16 protein-coding genes are annotated in these 22093 nt (G+C 70.0%); 12 read left to right on the forward strand and 4 right to left on the reverse strand.

All coding sequences use genetic code 11. The features are described from left to right. The first annotated feature begins 1 nt into the window (after position 1). The 5 genes from ACZ5ZX_RS02015 to ACZ5ZX_RS02035 are packed head-to-tail and all read left to right on the forward strand — an operon-like array spanning position 2 to position 8882. A complete protein-coding gene (locus tag ACZ5ZX_RS02015) occupies positions 2 to 1471 on the forward strand; it encodes a TNT domain-containing protein (RefSeq protein WP_465500221.1) in 1470 nt (489 codons plus the stop codon). After that, positions 1472 to 3718, forward strand: coding sequence for an ADP-ribosylglycohydrolase family protein (locus ACZ5ZX_RS02020; protein ID WP_465500222.1), 2247 nt, complete (start codon positions 1472 to 1474; stop codon positions 3716 to 3718). 14 nt (positions 3719 to 3732) lie between these two features. Beyond that, on the forward strand, positions 3733 to 5793 hold the full coding sequence (locus ACZ5ZX_RS02025; RefSeq protein ID WP_465500223.1) for a YrhB domain-containing protein: 2061 nt from the start codon (positions 3733 to 3735) through the stop codon (positions 5791 to 5793). A gap of 4 nt (positions 5794 to 5797) precedes the next feature. Next, positions 5798 to 6916, forward strand: a complete 1119-nt coding sequence (locus tag ACZ5ZX_RS02030) for an ADP-ribosylglycohydrolase family protein (protein WP_465500224.1) — start codon at positions 5798 to 5800, stop codon at positions 6914 to 6916. A gap of 40 nt (positions 6917 to 6956) precedes the next feature. Next, a complete protein-coding gene (locus tag ACZ5ZX_RS02035) occupies positions 6957 to 8882 on the forward strand; it encodes a TNT domain-containing protein (protein WP_465500225.1) in 1926 nt (641 codons plus the stop codon). A gap of 25 nt (positions 8883 to 8907) precedes the next feature. Here ACZ5ZX_RS02035 and ACZ5ZX_RS02040 read toward each other — a convergent pair whose 3' ends face one another. From ACZ5ZX_RS02040 to ACZ5ZX_RS02055, 4 genes are all read right to left on the reverse strand, one after another. Then, complete coding sequence (locus tag ACZ5ZX_RS02040) at positions 8908 to 9894, reverse strand: LLM class flavin-dependent oxidoreductase (protein ID WP_465500226.1); 987 nt, start codon at positions 9892 to 9894, stop codon at positions 8908 to 8910. 21 nt (positions 9895 to 9915) lie between these two features. Then, the gene (locus ACZ5ZX_RS02045; RefSeq protein WP_465500227.1) at positions 9916 to 10767 is read right to left on the reverse strand and encodes a class I SAM-dependent methyltransferase; all 852 of its coding nucleotides are present in this window, start codon (positions 10765 to 10767) and stop codon (positions 9916 to 9918) included. A 16-nt stretch (positions 10768 to 10783) separates the two neighbouring features. Further along, the gene (locus ACZ5ZX_RS02050) at positions 10784 to 12091 is read right to left on the reverse strand and encodes a sensor histidine kinase (protein ID WP_465500228.1); all 1308 of its coding nucleotides are present in this window, start codon (positions 12089 to 12091) and stop codon (positions 10784 to 10786) included. 79 nt (positions 12092 to 12170) lie between these two features. Continuing rightward, entirely contained in the window at positions 12171 to 13589 is a 1419-nt protein-coding gene (locus tag ACZ5ZX_RS02055) for a CCA tRNA nucleotidyltransferase (protein ID WP_465500229.1), read from the reverse strand. 148 nt (positions 13590 to 13737) lie between these two features. On the opposite strand from ACZ5ZX_RS02055, the gene ACZ5ZX_RS02060 reads away from it, so the two are divergent. The 7 genes from ACZ5ZX_RS02060 (at position 13738) to ACZ5ZX_RS02090 (ending at position 22049) form a co-directional block, all read left to right on the forward strand. After that, positions 13738 to 14259: an NUDIX hydrolase gene (locus ACZ5ZX_RS02060; protein ID WP_465500230.1), complete on the forward strand. Its 522-nt coding sequence runs from the start codon at positions 13738 to 13740 to the stop codon at positions 14257 to 14259. Next, positions 14260 to 16410 carry a DUF6049 family protein gene (locus ACZ5ZX_RS02065; protein ID WP_465500231.1) on the forward strand — a complete coding sequence of 717 codons (2151 nt, stop codon included), beginning with the start codon at positions 14260 to 14262 and terminating at the stop codon, positions 16408 to 16410. A 99-nt stretch (positions 16411 to 16509) separates the two neighbouring features. Then, positions 16510 to 16815 (forward strand): hypothetical protein, encoded by a 306-nt coding sequence (locus ACZ5ZX_RS02070; protein ID WP_465500232.1) that lies wholly within the window; start codon positions 16510 to 16512, stop codon positions 16813 to 16815. After that, positions 16758 to 18893, forward strand: coding sequence for a murein biosynthesis integral membrane protein MurJ (murJ, locus tag ACZ5ZX_RS02075; protein WP_465500233.1), 2136 nt, complete (start codon positions 16758 to 16760; stop codon positions 18891 to 18893). Before ACZ5ZX_RS02070 ends, murJ begins: the two co-directional genes overlap by 58 nt. 120 nt (positions 18894 to 19013) lie before the next feature. Continuing rightward, entirely contained in the window at positions 19014 to 20576 is a 1563-nt protein-coding gene (locus ACZ5ZX_RS02080) for a protein kinase family protein (protein WP_465501009.1), read from the forward strand. Positions 20577 to 20607: 31 nt separating this feature from the next. Continuing rightward, positions 20608 to 21267, forward strand: a complete 660-nt coding sequence (gene sigM / locus ACZ5ZX_RS02085; protein WP_061981643.1) for an RNA polymerase sigma factor SigM — start codon at positions 20608 to 20610, stop codon at positions 21265 to 21267. Beyond that, on the forward strand, positions 21264 to 22049 hold the full coding sequence (locus tag ACZ5ZX_RS02090; RefSeq protein ID WP_465500234.1) for a hypothetical protein: 786 nt from the start codon (positions 21264 to 21266) through the stop codon (positions 22047 to 22049). Before sigM ends, ACZ5ZX_RS02090 begins: the two co-directional genes overlap by 4 nt. The last annotated feature ends 44 nt before the right edge of the window (positions 22050 to 22093 follow it).

A 22093-nucleotide genomic window follows, 5' to 3' on the forward strand; every position in this document is an offset into this window, starting at 1 on the left:
CGTGGAACAACTCAGCGCCGAACAACAACGCGAGCTGCTGGTCGAGATCGGCAAGCTCATCCGGGCGGGTGTCATCGACCCCGCGCACCTCGCCGTCGCCGATTTCCGACAAGCCGGGGAGCACACCGAACTCGAGGGCCACAACGTCGTGCCCGCATCCGAGCTGAACGAACTCTTCGGCAAGCTGCGCACGGGGATGTACGGCACGGGCCGGGGGACCTGGCTCCAGTCGCGGTTCACGCTCAAACCCGACGGCACCTTCGACTTCGACTTCACCCTCGACGACGAACCGTCGTGGACCAAAGCGCCGTCGACTTCGGCGTACCCGGACGAGCTGGCCGCCTTCCCCCGCGACGACGAGCACATCCCGGACTGGTGGCGGCTGCGCGCGCAGTTGCCGTTGCGGGTCGAATTCCGGCACGCCCGGATCGTCGACGCCTACACCGAGGGCAAGCCGCCGGTGGTGGACAGACCGGAGCTCGACGAGTCCGAAGCACCGCTGATCGCGCAGTACCTCGAACGGGAACCGGCGATCCTTTCCGGAAGTGGCCTCGGCAAGGACATCTTCGAGCCCGAAGCCGACGGCGACGTCCCGGAGAGTTACCACACCGACGGCACCTGGATCTGGCACGCGTCCGTGCCGCACTACCTGCGGAAGTACGGGATCCCGCCGGAACCGGACCTGGTCGAGCACATCCGGGGCCAGCGCTTCCAGCCGCCGTACGTCGAGCACCTCGTGCGGCGGACCGCGGAGGCGGATCTGCTGGGCAAACCGCGGCCGAAACCGGGCCGCTCCGACGTCAAGAAGACCGAAGGCGACATCGCCGCGGAGCTGGAGACGTCGCCGAATCCGGCCCTGACCGACGAAGAGCTCCTGGTCGTCCTGGTCAGCAGGCTCGGCGAGCACGCCGTCTGGCCGGAGGCGTACCGCATCGGGGACCGCGCGGACGGCGCCTGGTGCCTCAACTTCACCGAAAAGGGCTGGGAGGTCGCCGCGTATTCGGGTGGCACCCCTGCCTCACCGAAATACTTCGACAACCTCGAAGACGCGGCTCACCAGCTCCTCGGCGCCGTCCTGCTCCACCCGGCGCGGATGACCGCCGGCCATGAAACCCCGCTCGAGACCGCCAAGGAACTGGCCGACTGGCCGGTGCAGGCGGCACCGGGTGAGCCGCCCCTCACACTGCTCCGCAACAAGCGCGTCAGCCGGATGGTCGCCGGTACGGTCGTACTGCGGTTCGGCGAGGAAACCGGCAATCTGGTGCACCACGGAGGGGTACGGTTCGCCACGACGTCCCTGCCGCTGGAGCGGGAACGTGTCGGTGGGACCTACCGGCTGCGCCGCCCGCTCCACGTGATCACCGGTGTCACCGTCCCTTGGGCGAACATGCCCGGTGGGGCGGTGGCCTACGTGCTCCCGAAGACCATCGCCGAGCACGTGTCCGACGGTAGCCTGGAGAGGATCGAGTAGGTGGAATCGGCGGAAGCGGTAGCCAAGGTCGAAGAGTGGCTGCGCGCGGTCCACGGTCCGGACGTGTCCGCACCTGGCGGCGCCGGCCTGCGCGTGAACCACGAAAAGGTCCTGCGCATCCCCGAGGGCTGGTCGGTCCCCTACAACACGATCGCCTTCCTCGACGAGGGTCATGCCGAGAAGGAGATCTTCCCGCCGCCGTCGGTGATCGTCCGCGAACCGGACGGCGAACTGCGCCAGGCGCATCCGCAGCCGGGCGGGCTCAGCGTCCCGGTCGCGTTCCCCGGCCAGGAGGCGTGGCGCGAGGTCGTGGACCCCGAATACGCCAAGGCCGGGCTCGGTGACCTCGGCGTCCCGCCCGCGGTCGTCGCCGGCTGGGTCAAGGTCAGCCCGGACGGCGTCCAGACCGGTGAGGAACGGGAGAACCCCGAGTACAAGGCCGGTCCCATCCGTCGCGGCTACCCGAAACCGGAGAACAGGCTCGAAACGCTGCTGTCCTTCGCCAGTGTCGGCTGGCTGACCAGGGAACAGCTGCTCATCGGGCTGCTGCGCTGCGAGGTCTACGTCCCGCTCGACCTGGCGTCGGGCAAGACGGAGCGGTTCTACTTCAACGAGGAACGCGCCGAACTGCGGGTGTTCAGCTCGACCAGGAACCTCCCGTCCCGTGAACACGGGTACTGGAAGGTCGACATCGCCACGCTGGCCGGTTACGAGAGCCCGCCGAACCTCGTGATCAACGGCGGACCCGCGACCTTCGAGGACGTCAGCGGCGCCGAACTCGCGGAGACCGCGGCGAAGTTCCCGCGCCGGGACGCGCACGTCGACGTCAACGAACGCTGCCCGGAAGCGGATCCGCAGCTGGAGGCCCTGTCGGCCGAAACCGCCGCGAAGATGGGCCTGCCGGAACCGGTGAAACCGCCGCTGGCCGCGGCCGAACGGGCTCGCCGTCGCGGGTTCGAACTGACCGCCGAGGAATGCCAGAAGACCGTCATCGGCCAGTCGTGGCTGGCACGGCTCAAGCTGCCCGAACCGCCGCGTAGCCGCCCGAACGACCTGCGGGCGAACGGTCTGGCGCCGGGATACGACAACGAAGGACAGATCCAGCCGCGCCTGGACACCTTCGGCAAATACTTCGAGCGAGACCGCTCCAGCTCCCGCTACGGCTGGCAGCGCGTCACGGGCGCGTACGTGGGCTTCGCGCTCGGCGAGGCACTCGGAGCCGCTGTCGACCGGATGCGGCTCGACGAGATCCACAGCACCTACGGCCCCGACGGGGTCACCGACCTTCCGGTCGCGTTCGACCTGCCCGGCCGGATCGGACCGCTCACCCAGCGGCTGCTGTTCTACACCGAGGCCGTGATCCGCAGCCCGCATCGCGAGCAGCCGGAGAACCGCGACGCCGAACGGGCGCTCGGGACGGTCGCGCGCAACTCGCTGATGCGCTGGCTGCACACCCAGGGCGCGCCGCTCGACAACGCCGACGGCTGGCTGGTGAAGGTGCCGGAACTCCGCGTCCGCCGCACCCCCGACGACGCCGAACTGAACGCCTATCACGCGCTCGCCACCATCTCGCCGACGGCGATGCCGCTGAGCGGGCCGGAAGCGCTGGTCGCGGCGCTGCCGGCGGCGATGACCGCGGCCGGCCCCGGCACGGCGATGAGCGGCGGCGTCCGCCAGGCGGTGCGCGACCTCGTTTCGGTCACCCACCCGGGGGAGATCGACGTCGAGGCGGCGACCTACCTGACCTGGCTGTTCGAACCCGCGCTGACCTCGGAGGCGTTCAGCTACCCGGTCTGGAACACCTCCCGCGAGATCTTCAACGACCAGAACCCGCACCAGCGAGGACCGGTCTGGGCGGATCTCAAGGCGATGGTCGCGGAATCGGTGCCGTTCTTCGGCAAGCACGGGCTGCCCGATCTGCGCGTCCCGGAGCTGATCGGCGACGGCAAGGGCACGCTTTCGGTGCTGGGCCGCGCGTTCGCGGCGCTGTCCGGTTTCGAGAACTACCCGGAGCAGGCGCTGCTGCGGGCGGTCAACCACTCCGGCCGCAGCGCGATCACCGGCGCGATCGCCGGTGCGCTGCTCGGCGCCCGCACCGGCATTCCCGGCCTGCCGCAGAAGTGGGTCGAACAGCTGGAACTGCGCTACCTGGTGGAGAACATCGCCACGGACGCGTTCTGGCACTTCGACCGCCACTCGGCGCTGCACGAGGTCGACGGCTGGGCCCAGCGGTATCCGCGCTGGTGAATGAAATGGGGACGATGAACGAAGAGGAAGCCGTCAGCCGCGTCGAGGAGTGGCTGGCAGGTCGCGGGGAGGGGACCGGCGCGCTGCGGGTCCGCCGCGAGTACGTCGTGCGCGCGACCGACGGCTGGAACGTCACGTACAACACCGTCGGCTGGCTCGACGGGACAGACCCGGCCGCCGGCCTGTTCCCGAGTCCGGTCGCCTTCGTCCCGGACGACGGCGGCGAGATCCGGCTCGACCTGGAGCTGATGGCGGTTTCGGCGGCGGGCGGCGACGGGGACGACGACGCGTTCACCCGCTGGGTCGAGGTCGTCGATCCCGAGTTCGACCCCTCGGTGGCCCCCGGTCTGCCCGTCCCGAAGACCGCGATCGTGCGGTGGGAGCAGCACACGCTGTTCGGCGAGCCGACCGGCGCGGTCCGGACGAACCCGGAGCACCGGCCGGGACCTCGGTTCTCCGGGCGGCCGAAGCCGGAAAGTGCCGTCGAGACGCTCTTCGGCTACCTCCGCGTCGAGTGGATCACTCCGGAGGAGTTCGTCCACTGGATGCTCGATCTCGACGTGCTCGCCCCGGCGAAGGACGGCCACCTGCAGGTCCGCGACTTCGGTGACGCGGGCGCGAGGTTCGTCGTCTACACCTCCGAGGCGCAGATCCCGTCCGAGTACACGGTGTGGCAGCGAGTCCAGCCCCGCGTGCTGCTGCGGCGGGCCAAGGACATCCCCGGGGTCGGCCTGCTGGTCAACCCGGGACGGCCGGAGACCTTCAACGTCTACCCGGAAACCCTGCGGCAGGTCGCCGACCTCGAACTCCCGGCCGGAACCGAACGTCCCGAGTCCGTCGGCCGTCCCGCTTACTTCGACGAGGACTACGCGGAGGCGTTCAAAGCCCTTCGCGAGGAGCACGGCCAGGCTCTCGGCGAGGCCACCTCGAACCTGCGGAATCTCACCGACCAGGCCCGGGACAACGGCCTTCCGCTCAGCACCGACGAGCTCATCCGCTACGTCCGGGGCGCGACGCTGGCTTACCAGCGGTCCCGGGCGAAGTACGACGGCCGTCCGCTGCCGGAACTGCCCGAGGATCTGTTCGCCAACGGGCTGGTGACGCACTACTACGACGACGGCCAACCGCGGCCGAGTGCCTGGACGTTCGGGAAGTTCTACAACCCGACGATCCCCGTGGGCAGCTTCGCGTACCCGCGGCTTGTCGGCGCGTACGTGGGCTTCGCGCTCGGAGACGCGCTCGGCTCGGGTGCGGATCCGGCCGAGGGCCTGCCGCTCGGCGGGCTCACCCGGCAGCTGCTGTTCCACACCGAGTCGGTGATCCGCGGACTGGACGCGACGCCCGACAAGGCCGAAATCCCGGCGTCGCTGCCCACGGGCGGACGTCCGGAAGGCTGGGTCGCCAAGGCCACCGAGGGCGCGGGCCCGGCGCCCGCCGAGTTCTCGGCCATGCTGGCGACCGCATTGGCCGCGACGGTGACCGGTGGTGTCCCAGGCCCGGCCGACGATTCCTTCTACGCGATGAAGGTGGTCCGTGAACTGGTCGGTTCCGCGGCCGGGCACGAAGTCGTCCACGGCGCCGAACTGCTGGTGAACCTGTTCCGCGCCCAGCTCGCGGCCCGCGACGGCGAGCCCGCGGTGGCGAACTTCCTCGCAGGTTTCGACGAGTACAGCGGCGAGGTCGGCGAGCTGGTCAAGACCGTGCTCGAGCTCAGGAACGACATCGGCGGCGATGACTTCGAGCAGTTCGACAGCATCGGCGACGGCCGGACGCCGCTTTCGGTGCTGGGCAGGGCGTTGTTCGCCGCCGCCAAACGGGGGCACGCCCCCGAGGCGGCGCTGACGCTGGCCGCGCGCGGCGGCGCGGTGACCGGCGCGCTGACCGGGGCGATGGTGGGAGCCAGGCTCACCGTGCCCGGACTGCCGGAGTCCTGGCTCGCCGCGTATCCCGACCTCGGCGTCGTCGACAACATGGCGGGCGACGCCTATTACTACTTCAACCGTTTCGGCCTGCCCCGCGAACCCGAGGAGCGGCGCCGCTGGGACGCGAAACGGTACCCGCGAGGAGATCAGTAGAGATATGCGCGAGTGGCTTCAGGATCCGGCGACCAGGTCGCGGCTGCGTGGCAGCCTGTTCGCCGGAGCGCTCGGCGACGCGCTCGGCGCGAAGACCGAGTTCGATTCGATCGACCGCATCCGGGAGATCGCCGGGCCCGCCGGGATCACCGGCCTCATCCCCGCGTACGGCGGGCTCGGGCGGATCACCGACGACACCCAGATGACGCTGTTCACCCTGGAAGGCCTGATCAGGGCCCATGCCGGCGCCCGGCGGGAGCAAGGGACCTTTGCTATCGCCGTGCCGGTCGAGCAGTCCCTCCAGCAGGCGTATCAGCGCTGGCTGCACACCCAGGGTGTCTCGTGGGAGCGGGCACGCGGCCCGCACGACACGAGCGCCGAACCGGACGGCTGGCTGATCACGAACCGCGAGCTGTTCAGCCGTCGCGCGCCCGGCCTGACCTGCTTCAGCGAGCTGGAGGCGTACGGCAAGACGGGTGTGCGCGCGGGCATGGCCAAGCCGGTGAACAACTCGAAGGGCTGCGGCGGGGTCATGCGCGCGGCCCCGGTCGCGCTGTGGTCGGACGACCTCGCCGAGGTGTTCCGGCTCGGCGCCGAGAGCGCGGCGCTGACCCATGGTCACCCGAGCGGGTATCTCTCGTCGGGGGCGTTCGCGGTGATCGTGCACGAACTGCTGCGCGGGAAGCCGCTGCTGGACGCCGTCGCGACGGCCCGTGTCGAGCTGGAGAAGTACCCGGGGCACGAGGAGCAGAGCGTCGCGCTGGACCAGGCGCTCGCCTTGGCCGAGGCAGGGGCGCCGACGCCGGAAAAGCTCGAGACGCTCGGACAGGGGAACATCGGCGAGACAGCGCTCTCGATGTCGGTCTACGTCGCACTGAGCACCACGGATCCGAACGCCGCGCTGCTCGCGTCGGTGAACCACAGCGGTGACAGCGACTCGACGGGCTCGGTCTGCGGGAACCTCGTCGGCGCGATGTACGGGGAGGAAGAACTCGAGACGGACTGGCTCGCGGAGCTGGAACTGAGCGAGGTGATCGGACAGCTGGCGGACGACGCGCTCGCGGAGTTCGGCGGAAACGCCCCGGGTGACGACCGGTGGTACGCCCGCTACCCGGCCTACTAGATTTACCTCCGGTTTGGGGAACTTGGGGAGGGGACGACACGTGCGTTACCGGGTTCAAGCGGCGGAGCGGCCGGATGGCCTGTACGCCGTATGGGGGGACACCGTTTTCGCGGCCCAGCGGTCGACCGAAGACGGCACGCTGCTGCTCATCGCGCCGCCGGGGGAAGCGGCGCCCGAGGGGTTCGACCGCGAGTGGGACGGACGTGCCGCCCGGGTGGTGCTGAACGGCGAGGTCGGCGCGACCTTCAGCCTGCAGACCTACGGCCGGTTCGACGACGAGCACTTCCAGATCGCGCCGCAGACCGGCGGCGGCGAGCTGACCTTGCGCTGGGCGGGTGAGGACGCGGCCCGCGCGGCCGAACTGGGGCTGACGGACTTCTCGACCACGGCCGCGCCGTCGCGGCTGACGGCGTTGTGGCAGACCAGGCACGATTTCGTCGAGGCGCCGGACGCCCGGCCGGTGAACGGCACGGGTGACCAGCCCGCGCTGCTGCGCGCCATCGGCCGGACGTTGCTCGGCGTGCTGCCGCCCGGCTGGCACCGGGTCGGCGCCCAGTTCCGGCAGGTCGGCGACTACGCCGAAGTCGAGGTCCGCTCGGTCGGCGACGAGGGCAACGGACCGGTGTCGGTGTCGATCCCGGCTCCGCCGCGGCTCGGCACGCTGTTCACCCGGCTGCGCGCGGCGATGCACAACCCCGAGACCGGCACCTGGTTCCAGGGCACCTTCACGCTGGACTCGGAATCGCATTTCGACTTCGACTTCGACTCCGAACAGGAACCGACCTGGCGGATCCCGCCGAACGAAGGCGGGAAGCCGTCTCCGCGCGCGTACGCGGCCGAGCTGGCGATCTTCCCTCGCGACAAGAAGCACGTCCCGGCCTGGCTCTCGGCCAAGGCGGGTCTGCCGCTGGACATCGGGTTCCGGCACGCGAAGGTCGTCGACGCGCACAACGAGGGCGAACGCCCGGTCGTCAACCGGCCGCCGGTACCGCCGGACCAGATGCGCGGCGTGCTCGACTACCTCTTCCGGTCACCGGTGGCGCTGACCCGGCCGGGTCCGCAGCCCGACATCTTCACCCCGAACGGTCCGCCGGACGTGCCGAACGCCTTCCACACCGACGGCGTCTGGATCTGGCCCGCGGCCGTCCCGCACTACCTGCGGAAATACGGCGTGCCGCCGGAGCCGGAGCTGGTCGAGCACATCCGGGCCGCCGGGTTCCGGCCGCCGCTGGTCGGCGAGCTGGTGCGGGCGACCGCCGAAGCGGAGATCGTCGGCAAGCCGCGGCCGCCGCAGACCGACGCGGATCTGCCGGACGAGAGCGTCCGCACCCGCGTCGAGCGTGACGGCGAGCCTGCCCGCGACATCCGGGCCGGCGAGGTCCTGGACGTGCTGTACCAGCGGCTCGCCGAGCACGGGGTGGCGCCGACGGCCTACCGGATCGGCGCGAACGCGGTACCGGAGCCGGGAGTCTGGACGCTGCGCCGCGCCGAGAACGGCTGGGAGGTGTTGCGTCCGCCGACGGACGAGCCGGTGGCGTTCGCCAAACTCGAAGAAGCGGCGCGGTTCTTCCTCGGCACCCTGCTGTTGTATCCGGCACGGGCGGCGGTCGGCGGAAGCGAGGAGGCCGACAACCCCGCAGACTGGCCGATCCTGCCGCTGCGGGGTGAGCCGCCGCTGAACTTCTTCCGCCGCAAGCGGATCATCGTGCTGCCCGCGGGCGCCACCGTGCAGCGGTTCGGGAACGAGACCGGCAACCTCGTGCACGCCGAATCGGCGCGGTTCGTCGAGACGTCGCTGGCCGGGGACCGCGAACGGGATCGCCGCCTGTACCGCGTCCAGCGTCCGCTGCGCGTGGTCACCGGGATCACCGCCCCGTGGAACGGGACGCCGGGCGGGGCCGTGGCCTACGTGCTGCCCCGGCCGATCGCCCAGCACCTCGAAACCGGCGCCCTCAGCCGCGTTTAGTCCGCTGAATGCGGTTTTCGGGACGCTAGAAGGACTTGGCGACGAGTTCGTAGGACCTCGCCCGCGCACCCGCGTCGTACACCGGTGTCGTCAGCATCAGCTCGTCGGCACCGGTGGACGCGGCGAGGTTCTTCAGTGACCGCACCACCTTCTCCGGTCCGCCGTGCGCTTGCGCGGCGGTGAATTGCGCGATCGTCTCGGCGGTCTCCGGAGCGAACTCGTGCGCGGCCGCCTGCTCCAGGGTCGGGAAGGCAAGATCGCCGCCTTCGCCCTTGAGCAGGTACGACTTGATCACCGTGCACGGCCCGGCGATGTACGCCGCTTCGGCGTCGGTGTCCGCGCAGATGGTCTCGACAGCGAGGATCACGTACGGCTTCTCGCGCCACCGGGACGGCTTGAAGTTCTCCCGATAGGTCTGCAGCACTTCGGCCGTGTGCTGCGGCCGGATGTGATGCGCGGCCGCGATCGGCAGCCCGAGTTCGGCGGCGAGCAGGGCACCGGCCGCGCTGGAACACAGCAGCCACGGCTCCGGCGTCGGCACCGCACCGGGCAGCACCCGGATCCCGGTCTCCCCGGCGAGATGCCGGAGCAGCTCCACGATGTCGGCGCGGTACTCGTCGTCCGTCGACGGCTCCGCGCCCCGCCGCAGCGCGCGGATGATCTTCTCGTCGAAGGTGCCGGGCCCACGTCCGACGCCTAGGTCGATCCGGCCGGGGTGCAGTGCCGACAGCGTGGCGAATTGTTCGGCGATCGCGAGCGGGGCGTGGTTCGGCACCATCACCCCGCCGGAACCGATCCGGATCGCCGAAGTCGTCGCGGCCAGCTGCGCGGCCAGCACCGGCGGGGACGCCGTCGCGATGGCGGGTGAGCCGTGGTGCTCGGCGATCCAGAGGCGGTGGTATCCCAGTTCCTCCAGCTTCCCGGCGACGGCCGTCGTCGACGAGAGCACTTCGGTGGCCGCGCGACCGTCCTCGACGACGGCGAGTTCCAGCGCGGAAAGCAGAATCCCCATATCCCCCAAGGTAGCCAAAACTCAGGACGCGGTGATGAGCACGGCGGGAGACCACCAGTAGTCGGCCAGCGGCTCGATCCGGATACCGGTGAAGCCCGCTTCCTTGAGCTGCGAGGCCCAATCGGTGGCGGGCTGCTCCCAGTTCGTCCGGTCGGCCCCGGGTTTCACCAGGCCCAGCAGAATCGGCAACAGGAAACCCTGCGCCACCAGCGACGCGTTCTTGCCGTACTCCGAGATCCCGCGTTCGTAGCGCGTGACCAGGGAAAGCAGGTATTCGGCGGAGTCTTCGTCGTACTCGGGCACGTCGAACTCGGCGAGCACCAGAGCGCCGGTGCGAGGCCGGAGCGCCCGAAGCACCTCGGTCCGCTCGCCGGTCGGGATCGACTGGAGCGCGAACGTCGACTGCGTCAGCTGCCACTTCCGGTCGTCGTCGCGGGCGAGGAATTCCTGCGCGGTGGCGTCCCAGGTGTGCAGGCCATGGGTGCCGCCGAGTTGCTCGCGCGTTTCCGCGAGCAGCGCGCTCGACGGCTCGACCAGATCGATCCGGCCCGGCTGCCGGTCGGCCTGTTCGAGTGCGGGGACGACGGCGAGCCCGTCACCGCAGCCGAGGTCCAACAGGGAACCGACGCCGTCATATCGCCTGGCCAGCCTCGTGCTGAGCTTGCGATAGAGCTGGACGTTCCCGCCTCCGCGGATGAAGGCGGTGAACGCCGCGGGCTGGTCGTAGACCGGGCCGCCGCCACCTTCACTCAGGTACCGATGCAGTTCGTCGCCGAGCGTGGACCCGGCACGTCCGGCGAGGTCCGCTGCCGTGGCCCGGTCACCGTCGCGATACGCGGTGAGCGCTTCAGCCAGGACATCCGTTTTCTTCATGTTCTCCTGTTTACCGTCAGAACGGCACCCAAAGGGTGACTCTGGTGCCATTGCCCGGAGCCGACTCCACCCTGGCCGTCCCGCCGACCTCGTGCAGCCGGGCGGTGATGGACTCGCTGATCCCGAAACCGGCGGGCCGCGAGTCGAGGCTGAACCCGGCGCCGTGGTCACGGGTGATCACCGCGACCCCGCCTTCCTGCTCCTCGACCCGCACGACGACCTTGTCCGTCCCGGCGTGCTTGAGCGTGTTGCGCAGGGACTCGCGGACGGCGTCGCGGATGGCGATCTGCCGGACCTCCGAGAGGGTGTCGTCGTCGAGTTCGGCGATCACGAGCTGGGCGCGCAGACCGTCCCGCGCCATCTCCGCCGCCAGCGACGCGAGTTTCTCGCCCAACGGCCGCGACCCCGCCTCCGAGCGCTCCGAAGCCTCGCTCTCGATCGTCCGCCGCAGTTCCATCGACTGCGCCCGCGCCAGCCGCTGGACCTCGGCGAGCCGCTCGGCGGGGTCGCCCTTGTCGGCCAGCGCGATCACTTCGAGGGTCTGCAGCACGGAGTCGTGCAGCATCCGATGCTGACGGGCGCGTTCGGCGATCCGGCCGTTGCGGATGCCGTAGGCGAGGGCGAGCCGGGTGCCGAGCCCGATCAGGACGAGCGCGCCTGTCGCGGTGAAGAGCACGCCGAGGATCGACGGGAAGGTGGCCAGCGCGTCGGACGGTGCGCCGTGGCCGGTCCCGAACAACGACGCGAGCATCCGGACCGGGAAGCTGACGACGACCAGCGCCGCGGCGGCGGGCATGCCCAGCGCCAAGGCCAGCAGCGCGACCTCGCCGAGCAGATGTTTACCGGGCACCGCCATCGCCTCGGTGAACACCGAACCCGGCACGAGTGCGCCGACGGCCAGCGGCGCGAGCAGCGTGAACGCGAGGTCGACGGCCAGCAGTCTCGCCGCGTACTGCGGCTGGAACGGCGCCGACCGCAGCATCCACCGGATCCCGTACGCACTCAGCGCGACGGACCCCAGCGTCACCAGCCCGACCGGGCCGATGCCGGTCATCCCGTGCGCGGAGGCGTAGGCCGCGAACGCGCCGGGCACCGCGAAGAGCCGGTAGACCAGCGGCACGAGTGCGACATAGCGGGCGGCCCTGAGCAGGAGATTGTCGCGATAGGCGGTGTCGACGGGGCCGGACATCCGCTGGATGCGCTGGAGCGCCCGCATCGGCGTCGGATCACCGACCTCGTCGGACAGCTCGCTCGTCGCCGTGGCCAGGGCGGGCGCGCCACGACGCAGCAACGTCACCAGAAAACCGGCCGGCCGCTTCGCCATGGAATTTCCCCCTGCCCGGAGCACCGGCAGGAGTATCTCCGTTTACGCCGGATGGATCCAGAGACCAACGGGGTTCATCTCAGCCGATGCCGTTCTCGGCCGCCCACTTCCTCAACTCGGCCACCGCGTCGTCGTGCTCCAGCGGACCGCGGTCGAGCCGCAGTTCCTTCAGGTACTTCCACGCCTTGCCGACGTCCGGCCCCGGCTTGAGGCCGAGGATCCGCATGATCTCTTCGCCGTTGAGGTCCGGCCGGACCCGGTCGAGGTCCTCCTGCGCCTGGATCGCTTCGATCCGGCGCTCGAGGTCGTCGTAGGTCGCCTGCAGCGCCGCCGCCTTCTTCCGGTTGCGCGTGGTGCAGTCGGCGCGGACCAGTTTGTGCAGCCGGGGCAGCAGATCACCGGCGTCGGTGACGTAGCGCCGCACCGCCGAATCCGTCCACTCGCCCTTGCCGTACCCGTGGAACCGCAGGTGCAGGAACACGAGCTGGCTGACGTCCTGGACGATCTCCTTCGAGAATTTCAGGGCACGCAAACGCTTGCGGGCCATCTTCGCGCCGACGACCTCGTGGTGGTGGAAGCTCACGCCGCCGCCGGGCTGGAACTCACGCGTCGCCGGCTTGCCGATGTCGTGCAGGAGCGCGGCGAGCCGCAGGATCAGATCCGGCTCCGACGTCGGTTCGTGCGAGGACTCCAGGTCGATCGCCTGCTCGAGCACGGTCAGCGAGTGCTGGTAGACGTCCTTGTGCTGGTGGTGCTCGTCGATCGCCAGCCGCATACCGGACACCTCGGGCACCACGCGGTCGGCGAGGCCGGTGTCGACCAGCAACTCGATCCCGGGCCGGGGGTCGTCGGCGAGCAGCAGCTTCGACAGCTCGGCCTGGACACGCTCGGCGGTGATCCGGTCGATCTCGTCGGCCATCGACGTCATCGCGTCGATGACCCGCGGCGCCGCTGTGAAGCCGAGCTGCGCGGAGAAACGCGCGGCCCGCAGCATGCGCAGCGGGTCGTCGGCGAAGGACTCCTGCGGGGTCGCGGGCGTGTCGAGCACCCTGTCCTGCAGCGCCTGCAGCCCGTTGTGCGGGTCGACGAAGGTCTGGTTCGCCAGGTCGATCGCCATCGCGTTGACCGTGAAGTCGCGGCGGAGCAGGTCGCCCTCGATGCTGTCGCCGAAGGTGACCTCGGGATTGCGGCCGACGCGGTCGTAACTGTCGGCGCGGAACGTCGTGATCTCCAGGGTCATGCCCTGTTTGGTCACGCCGACCGTGCCGAACGCGATGCCGACGTCCCACACCGCGTCACCCCAGGCGCTGACGATCTTGAGCACCTGGTCCGGCCGCGCGTCGGTGGTGAAGTCGAGGTCGCTCGACAGCCTGTCGAGCATCATGTCGCGGACGCTCCCGCCGACCAGGTACAGGCTGTAACCGGCCTTGGCGAAGAGCTTCGCGAGTTCGTCGGCCAACGGGGAGATCCGCATCAGCTCCGCCACGGCGTTCTGCATCGCAGTGCTCTTCCCCGCAACCGCCTGCCCGGCGACCACCTTGTTCACGACAATCCCACCACGATTTGGATGTACTTACTACGACCCCGCCCAACACGGGCACGGAGAGCCAGCGTACCCGTACCGCCGTTTGCTCTAGCATCGCAGCATGTCTGGATCAGCCGGCCGCTCCGGCGCTTCGAAGCCGGGCCGCCGGCGGAGGCGCAGGCGGGGCAGGCGGCTGACCACGGTCGACGAAACCTCGGCCGGTGGACTCGTCGTCGACGCCGAACGGGCCAACGCCGCGCTGATCGGACGGCTCGACAGGCACGGCAGACTGCTGTGGTCGCTGCCGAAGGGCCATATCGAGGACGGGGAAACTCATGCGCAGACCGCGGTGCGCGAGGTGAAGGAGGAGACCGGCCTCTCCGCACAGGTCCTCGAACCGCTCGGCACCATCGACTACTGGTTCGTGGCCGAGCGACGGCGGGTGCACAAGACGGTGCACCATTTCATCCTGGAATCCACCGGCGGCGAACTTTCGGACGAGGATGTCGAGGTGACCGAGGTCGCCTGGGTACCGCTCGCCGAGCTGGAGACCAAGCTCGCCTACTCCGACGAGCGCAAGCTGGTCCGGAAGGCCAAAGAACTCTTCGCGCAGCAACGCACGAACCGCCGAGGGAGCACCTGAGTGAAGCGGCTCGCCGCCACTGTCCTGTCGATCCTGTTCCTCGCCCTGCCCGCGTTGTTCGGCGCGGTCGCGCAGGCCCAGGACCAGCCCCGGCTGCGTGTGGACCTCGACCAGCTGAACCCCCGCGTGGTCACCACGACCTCGACCTCGCTCACCATCACCGGCCGCGTCACCAATATCGGTGACCGGCGGATCAGCAAACTCGGCGTGCGGCTGCAGCTGGGTACCCGGCTCCAGACCGAGCAGCAGATCAGCGACGTGCTCGGCGGCGGCAAGTTCAAGGACCTCTCGGCCACGGACTTCGTCGACCTCGCACCGGACACCTTGGAGCCGGGGCAGAGCGCCGGGCTGAACCTGGCCGTCCCGCTCGGACAGTCCTCGAAGCTCCAGTTCCCCCGGCCCGGGGTGTATCCGCTGCTGGTCAACGTCAACGGCACGCCGGATTTCGGCGGCCCGGAGCGGCTCGCGGCGGTCAGCCTGCTGATGCCGGTGCTCGGTGTTCCCGGCAAGGCGCCCGCGTCGCGTCCGCCGTCCGCGCCGTCGACCAGCCTGCTGTGGCCGATCGCGAACAGCACCGTGCACGTCGTCTCGTCCCCGCTCGGCGGTCCGCTGACCCTCTCCGACGAGCGGCTGGCCGGTGAGCTGGGCAGCGGCGGACGGCTGGACTCGCTGGTCGCGGCGGCGCGCGCGGCCGAGGCCGACACGAAGGTCTCGTCGTCGTTGTGCCTGGCCATCGATCCCGACCTGGTCGCGACCGTGGACGCGATGACCCGCGGCTACCAGGTGGCCACCGGGGGCGGTCCCGTTCCCGGCAAGGGCGTCGAGACCGCGAAGAACTGGCTCGGCCAGCTGAAGGCACTGGTCGCGGGCCGCTGCGTGGTCACCCTCCCGTTCGCCGACGCCGACCTCACCGCGCTGACGAAGGTCCGCGCCGGGGACGCCACCGACACCGCGCTGCTGGCCAGTGCGATCGGCGGCGCGGCGACGATCAAGAACCTGCTCGGCATCCAGCCGCAGGACGGCGTGCTCTGGCCCGGCGGTGCCCTCGACTCGCAGACCGTCGAGGCGCTCGGCAAGGCGGGCGTCAAAACCGTGCTGACCGACTCGGGCAAGCTCCAGTCCGATTCGCCGGTTTCGAGCGCGGTCTCGATCGAAGGAACGGACCTGCGCGCGCAGCCGATCGACGCGCTGATCGCCTCCGCGCTGGACGGATCGGTGTCCACCCAGAACGGGCTCGGCGCGATCGCGTTCCGGGCCGGGCTCGGCGGGCAGACCGCAGGGCAGGAGCGTTCGCGGCTGCTGATCGCACCGCCGCGGCACTGGGACGAGACCGGCCCCGAGCTCACCACTTTCCTGGAGCGGATGGGCGACTTCTACGCCGCCGGCCTCGCCAAGTCGACGCCGCTGCCCGATCTGCTCGGCGAGAGCCCGTCCGGGACCGCGACGGTCAATTACGACCCCCAGGACCTCACGGCCGCGACCAGCGGGGACGTCACCGCGAAGATGTCCCAGCTCGACAACGAGACGCTGGGCCTGTCGTCGGCGATGACGATGGATGCCACCAAACGGGTGAATCCGGCCGACGTGATCGCCCCGGTCCGGCTCGCCCTCATCCGAGCCGCGTCGCTGTCGTGGAACGGCGCGGACGCCGGGGTCGTCACCGGAAACGCCCGTGGCGATCTCGAGGCGATCCGCAGCCAGGTGACCGTGGAGCGGCCGAAGCAGACGATCGCGCTGGCCTCCGGCGCGTCGCCGCTGCCCGCGTACATCACCAACGGCCTGCCGGTCGGCGTCAACGTCCGCACCGTGCTGAAGAACAACGTGGGCCTGCGCCCGACCGAAGCGGTCCCGGAGCGGACCGTCCCGGCGTACGGCGCCGTCAACCAGCTGATCCCGGTCGAGGCGCTGCGAGCGGGCCGGTTCAGCGTCGACGTGACCCTGACCACGCCCGACGGGACCAAGCTCGGCTCCGACGCGCGGTTCGAGCTGACCTCGACGGAGTACGGCGCGATCACCATCATCATCACGCTGACCGCGGCCGGTGCGCTGCTGCTGCTCTCGTCCCGTCGGATCTACCGCAGGATCAAGGACTCGCGGGCCGATCGGGCGAACGACACCGCCCCACGTGTGACCGAGGACGCACAGGTTTAAGTGTTTCAGGCCGTTGCCGATTACCCTGGGTCGAACGATGCCACCGGGCATCAGGTAGTCGAGCACCGAGGATTGGGCGCACGTTGGAACGAGAGCCGGGTGTACCGCCCGAGCGTGCAGGCCGTCCCCGGCGCGAAGGTACGCCGCACCCACCCCACCCCGCCGAGCCCCTGCCTCGCCGCACCGATGGCCCGGTACGCCGTCCAGAGCGTTCAGGACGCCCTGAACGCGGGGAACGCCGTCAGCCGCCTCCGCAGCTCCCGCCCGAACGCGGTGAGCGCCCGCGGCGGGCGGTGCCCCCGCCTGCCGGCCCTCCGCCGTCCGTGCCACCGCCTCCTCAGCAGCCGGTGGACGGCCGTCGTCCGCGAGTGGTCGGCCGTCCCGACGACGAGACACGGCGGCTGAGGCCACCTCAGAATCCGCCGTCACCGAACCAGGCTCCGCCCAAGAAGCCGCCGCGGAAGGTGCCTCCGCCCGCGACACCGCCGTCGCAGTCGACGCCGCCTCCGCCGACCCGTCGTCAGCCGGTCCCGCCACCGGCGGCGCCGTCGCTGCCGCAGCCGTCCCAGAATCCACCCCAGAATCCACCACAGCGCCGTCCGCCGACGGCGCCGCAGGCGCTCAACCAGACACCGCCACCGCCTCATCGAGGACGCCGTCAGCCGCCACCGGTCCGCCCGTGGCAGGTGGACCGGCGCGACGAACCCGACGCGACGCGGTTCATCCCGCGCACGCCCGGTGTCCCGATGGGGTCGCGCTGGCCGGTCGCCGACCCCGACGTCCTCCGCCCGTACGACCAGCTCGCCACGCAGGTCATGCCGGCGATCAAGGACGCGCCGCTGGTCAAACCCCGGCCGGGGGAGACCGGTGAGCAGGACGTCGCCGCCCCGGCGAAGGCGCCGTCGATCGCGAAGTCCAGCGGCCGGATGGCGATCGCCTCGCTGATCAGCCGGATCACCGGTTTCGCGTGGAAGCTGCTGCTGGTCGCCGCCATCGGCGCCAAGGTCGAGAACGACTCGTTCAACGTCGCCAACACGATGCCGAACATCATCTTCGAACTGCTGATGGGCGGTGTGCTCTCCAGCCTCGTCGTCCCGCTGCTCGTGCGGTCGCAGGACGACAAGGACGGCGGCGAGGCCTATACGCAGCGGCTGGTCACGGTGGCAGGCACGCTGCTCGTCGGCGGCACGGCCGTCGCCGTCATCGCGGCACCGCTGATCACCAAGCTGTACGTCGACCAAAGCGGCCAGGCGAATCCGGAACTGGTCACCGCGTTCGCCTACCTGCTGCTGCCGCAGATCTTCTTCTACGGTGTGTTCGCGCTGCTCTCGGCGATCCTGAACGCGAAGCACATCTTCGGCCCGACAGCCTGGGCGCCGGTGATCAACAACCTGGTCGTCATCTTCACGATCCTCGTGGTCTGGATCATGCCGGGGAACATCTCCACCGACCCGGTGTCGATCACCGACCCGAAGCTGCTGACCCTCGGCCTCGGCGTCACCTCGGGCATCGTGGCGCAGTCGGTGCTGCTGATCCCGCCGCTGCTGCGGTCCGGGTTCAAGTTCAAATGGCGCTGGGGCATCGACAAGCGCATGAAGGAGTTCGGCGGGCTCGCCCTGTGGACCGTCGGCTACGTCGCGGTCAGCCAGGTGGGTTACACGATCACCACCCGCGTGCTGACCAGCGGTTCGGAAGGCGGGGTGACCGCGTACAGCAACGCGTGGCTGCTCTTCCAGCTGCCGTACGGCGTCATCGGTGTTTCGCTATTGACCGCGATCATGCCGAGGATGAGCCGCGCGGCCGCCGACGGCGACCACAAGAAGCTGATCGGCGACCTCTCCTACGCGTCGCGCCTCTCGACGGTGACACTCCTACCGATCTCCGCGGTCATGACCGTCGTCGGCGGTTCGGTCGGCATCGCGCTGTTCACCTTGGGCAAGGGCACCGTCGAGAACGCGTCGCGGATGGGCGAAGCGCTGGCCATCTCCGCGTTCGCGCTGCTGCCGTACGCGCTGGTCATGCTGCAGATGCGGGTCTTCTACTCGATGAAGGACGCGCGGACGCCGGTGCTGATCATGATCGTGATGACCGTGGTGAAGGTGCCGCTGCTGTACCTGTGCCCGGTGCTGCTGTCGCCGGACAACATCGTGCTCGGCGTGATGATGGTCAACGGCCTCACGTTCGTCGTCGGCGCGATCCTCGGCCAGGTTTGGCTGTGGGTGACCCTCGGAAACCTCCGGAGCAAGCGGGTTCTCGGGGTGATCCTCTTCACGGTCGTCGCGAGCGTGCTCGGGGTCGGCGCGGCCTGGCTCGCCGGGCAGATCGTCCCTGACTCGTTCGGGCCTACTTTCCATGCCTGGGTGAAACTTCTCCTGCAGACGGCGGTCGGGATCGTCGTGTCGTTCGGCGTGCTCATGGCCCTGAAGGTCGAGGAATTGAAGCCCGCCACGGCCAGAATCACCCGGTTGATCAAGCGCGGGTAACGATTCACGCACGGATGGCGCGCGTTCACGCGTCGTATTCTGGGTACTCTCGGGGTGGGAGCTACGCGGGAGAGTGCGGTGGATACGAGACGGAGCGAACAGGCAGGGGAGGCGAGCCAGGTGGGCATCCGGGCCCAAAGCGGGTCGCTGGCCCCTGGCCGGGTCGTCGGTGACGGCCGGTATCGCCTGCTCGCACAGTTCGGGGTGGACGAACGAGCCGCCGCGCACCTTTGGCGTGCCCGTGACGGGCAGCTGAAGCGGGATGTCGCGCTGACGCTGCTGGTCGGCGACCCGGCGGACGCGGAAGCCGCGAGGCTCGCGCGCCGGACGCTGGAGCGTGCCGCGCACGCCTCGAAGTTCGGCCACGGCGGAGTCGCCCGCGTCCTCGACGTGCTCAGTCTCGGCAGCGGCGTCACCTCGAGCGAAGGTCTGCTCGGTGTCGTCGTCGCGGAATGGACCAAGGGCAGCGACCTGGTCGACCTGGTGGCGCAGCGTCCGGTGGCACCCGCCGCGGCGGCCAGGATGGTGCAGGCGCTGGCGGAAGCCGTCGACCACGCCCATCAGAACGGTCTCGTCCTCGGCCTCGACCACCCGCAACGGCTGCGGCTCACCCCGGACGGCGCGCTGAAGCTCGCCTTCCCCGGACCACTTCCCGAAGCGACCCTTCGCGACGACGTCAAGGCGCTCGGCGCGGTCCTCTACCTGCTCCTGACCGGCCGCTGGGCCTTGCCCGGCGGCCCCGCCGCGATCCCGGCCGCACCGCACTCGCCGAACGGACGGGTCATCCCGCCGCGCTCGCTGGTCCCGACGGTCCCGGTCGAGCTGTCCTCACTCGCCGTCCGCACCATCGAGGACGGCGGCCACGGCGGCATCCGCACCAGCGCGGCCATCCTGCGCGTGCTGGACCAGGTCGCCGAAGCCGAGGAACGCACCCAGCTGATCAAAGCCGTCGGCGAAGACGAAGCGGTCGCCGAACCGGACGGCACGGTCTGGACGACGAAGAAACCGGTCAAGGACGTCGCGCGGCGCAAGAAGCTCGCGTTCGGCGTGACCGTGCTGGTCGTCGCCACCGTGGTCATCCTCGCCTGGGGCGGGATGATGCTGATCAACCTGTTCCAAGGTGAATCGAAGTCCAGCGGTCCGCAGATCAACGTCGCCGCGTCGCCGTCTTCGCAGGTCACGCCGCCCTCGGGCGAGCAACCCCCGCCCGGTCAGCAACCGCCCGCGCCGCCCGGCGTCGGCGCGGCGGTGAAGCCCTCCGCGGTCGCCGTGTTCAACCCGGGCAGCAGGGGCGACAGCCCCGGCCGGGCCAAGAACACGACCGACGGTGACGCGGGCACCGCGTGGAAGACCGACGAGTACGACAAGCAGTTCCCTGTGCTCAAAGACGGCGTCGGGCTGATCATGACCTTCAAGGATCCGGTCAACCTCAGCCAGATCAAGATCGACGCGGGAAGCCCCGGTTCGAAGGTCGAGATCCGCTCCGCCGACAAGAAGAACCCGAAGCTCGACGAGACGAAGGTCGTCGGCAGCGGGGAACTCGCGGCGGGTGAATCGACCATCGCGTTGCAGCAGCCACAGCAGGGTCAGTACTTCATCATCTGGATCACTCAGCTGGGTGAAGATGACGGAGGCAAGTTCGTCACGGAAATCAAAGAGCTGACGTTCCTGCCTGCGGGGTGACGCGTAGCACGGGGTCAGTAGGCTCTCCCGAGTGACAGCTGCAGCTCCCACGGACGCGGATCTCATAGCGGCCCATGCCGCCGGGGACCCGCACGCGTTCAGTGAACTGGTCCAGCGACATCGAGACCGCATGTGGGCGGTGGCCCTGCGCACCGTGCGGGATCCGGAAGAAGCCGCGGACGCCCTGCAGGACGCCTTCATCTCCGCGTTCCGCGCAGCGGGCAATTTCCGAGCCGAATCGCAGGTCACGACGTGGCTGCACCGCATCGTCGTGAACGCGTGCCTCGACCGCATCCGGCGGGGCAAGGCCAGACCGACCGTCCCGCTGCCCGAGACCGGGCAGTTCAACGAGCCGGCCTCGCCGCGCGACTCGATGTCCGAGCGCGAGACCAGCCTGATGGTGAAGGAAGCCCTCGACCAGCTTCCCGAAGAGCAACGTGCCCCGATCGTGTTGGTCGACGTCGAGGGATACTCCGTCGCTGAGACGGCGAAGATGCTCGGCATCGCGGAGGGCACGGTCAAGAGCAGGTGTGCCCGAGGTCGCGGAAAGCTCGCGAAGGTTCTCGGACATCTGCGGAACCCCGATGCGATTGCGAACGTCCCAACTCACGAAAGCAAACGAGAGCGCGCTACCCCGCAACGGGGTGCCAGGCGTCCTCAGGGCACGCCGGGTGACGGGGAGGGACGATGACAGACGAGAGCAGGGGGATCGGTGGGACCGTCGGTCCGCCGTGGTCTGTCGATGTGCTCGCCGACCTGCACGCAGGTGTGCTGGACGAGCGGGAGGCGGCCGAGCTGTGGCCGTTGGTGAACGCCGACCCCGAAGCACTGGCGATCATCGAAGCACTCGAAGCGACCACGGCCGACCTCGCGGAACTCGCGAACGAACCGGTCGCGCCCATGCCCGCGGAGTTCGCGGCCCGGCTCGACGCGGCGCTGGCCGCCGAGATGCGGGCGACGCCTGCGTTTCAAGGCGCACCTCAAGGGCAGCAGGCGCAGGTCGCCCCGGTGGTGGACCTCGCGGCCGCACGGCGGAAACGGAACAAGCGGATCGGCTGGGGCGCCGGGATAGCGACCGTGGCCGCGGCGGCCATCGCCGCCGTCGCGATCGTCGTGCCCACCACGCAGCAGACGACGCCGGGTGGCGTCGCGCAGCCCCCGCCCGCCCCCACGGGCCCTTCGGTCGGCGGAGACGGCGGCGGAGCGGAGGCCCTCGTCGGCAAGGCGATCGGCGTCCGTGACTTCGGCTCGCTGAAGACCGAAGAACGGCTCGACGCCTGTGTCGCCGCCGCCGGACTGGACCCCGACCTACGCCCGGAAGGCATCCGGCCGGTGAACGTCGCGGGCAAGGACGGCGTCATGGTGATCTACACCACAGGCAAACTCGCCCAGTTCCGCATCGTCGCGTTCGGCGCCGACTGCGGCCCCGGCAACCCGGCTGTCCTCTTCGACAAGATCATCGGACAGAAGTAGCGGTTCAAGCGATAGCAAAGGTCCCTTGCTCTCCCGGCGGAAGT

It is taken from the genome of Amycolatopsis sp. NPDC033938, assembly GCF_055575975.1.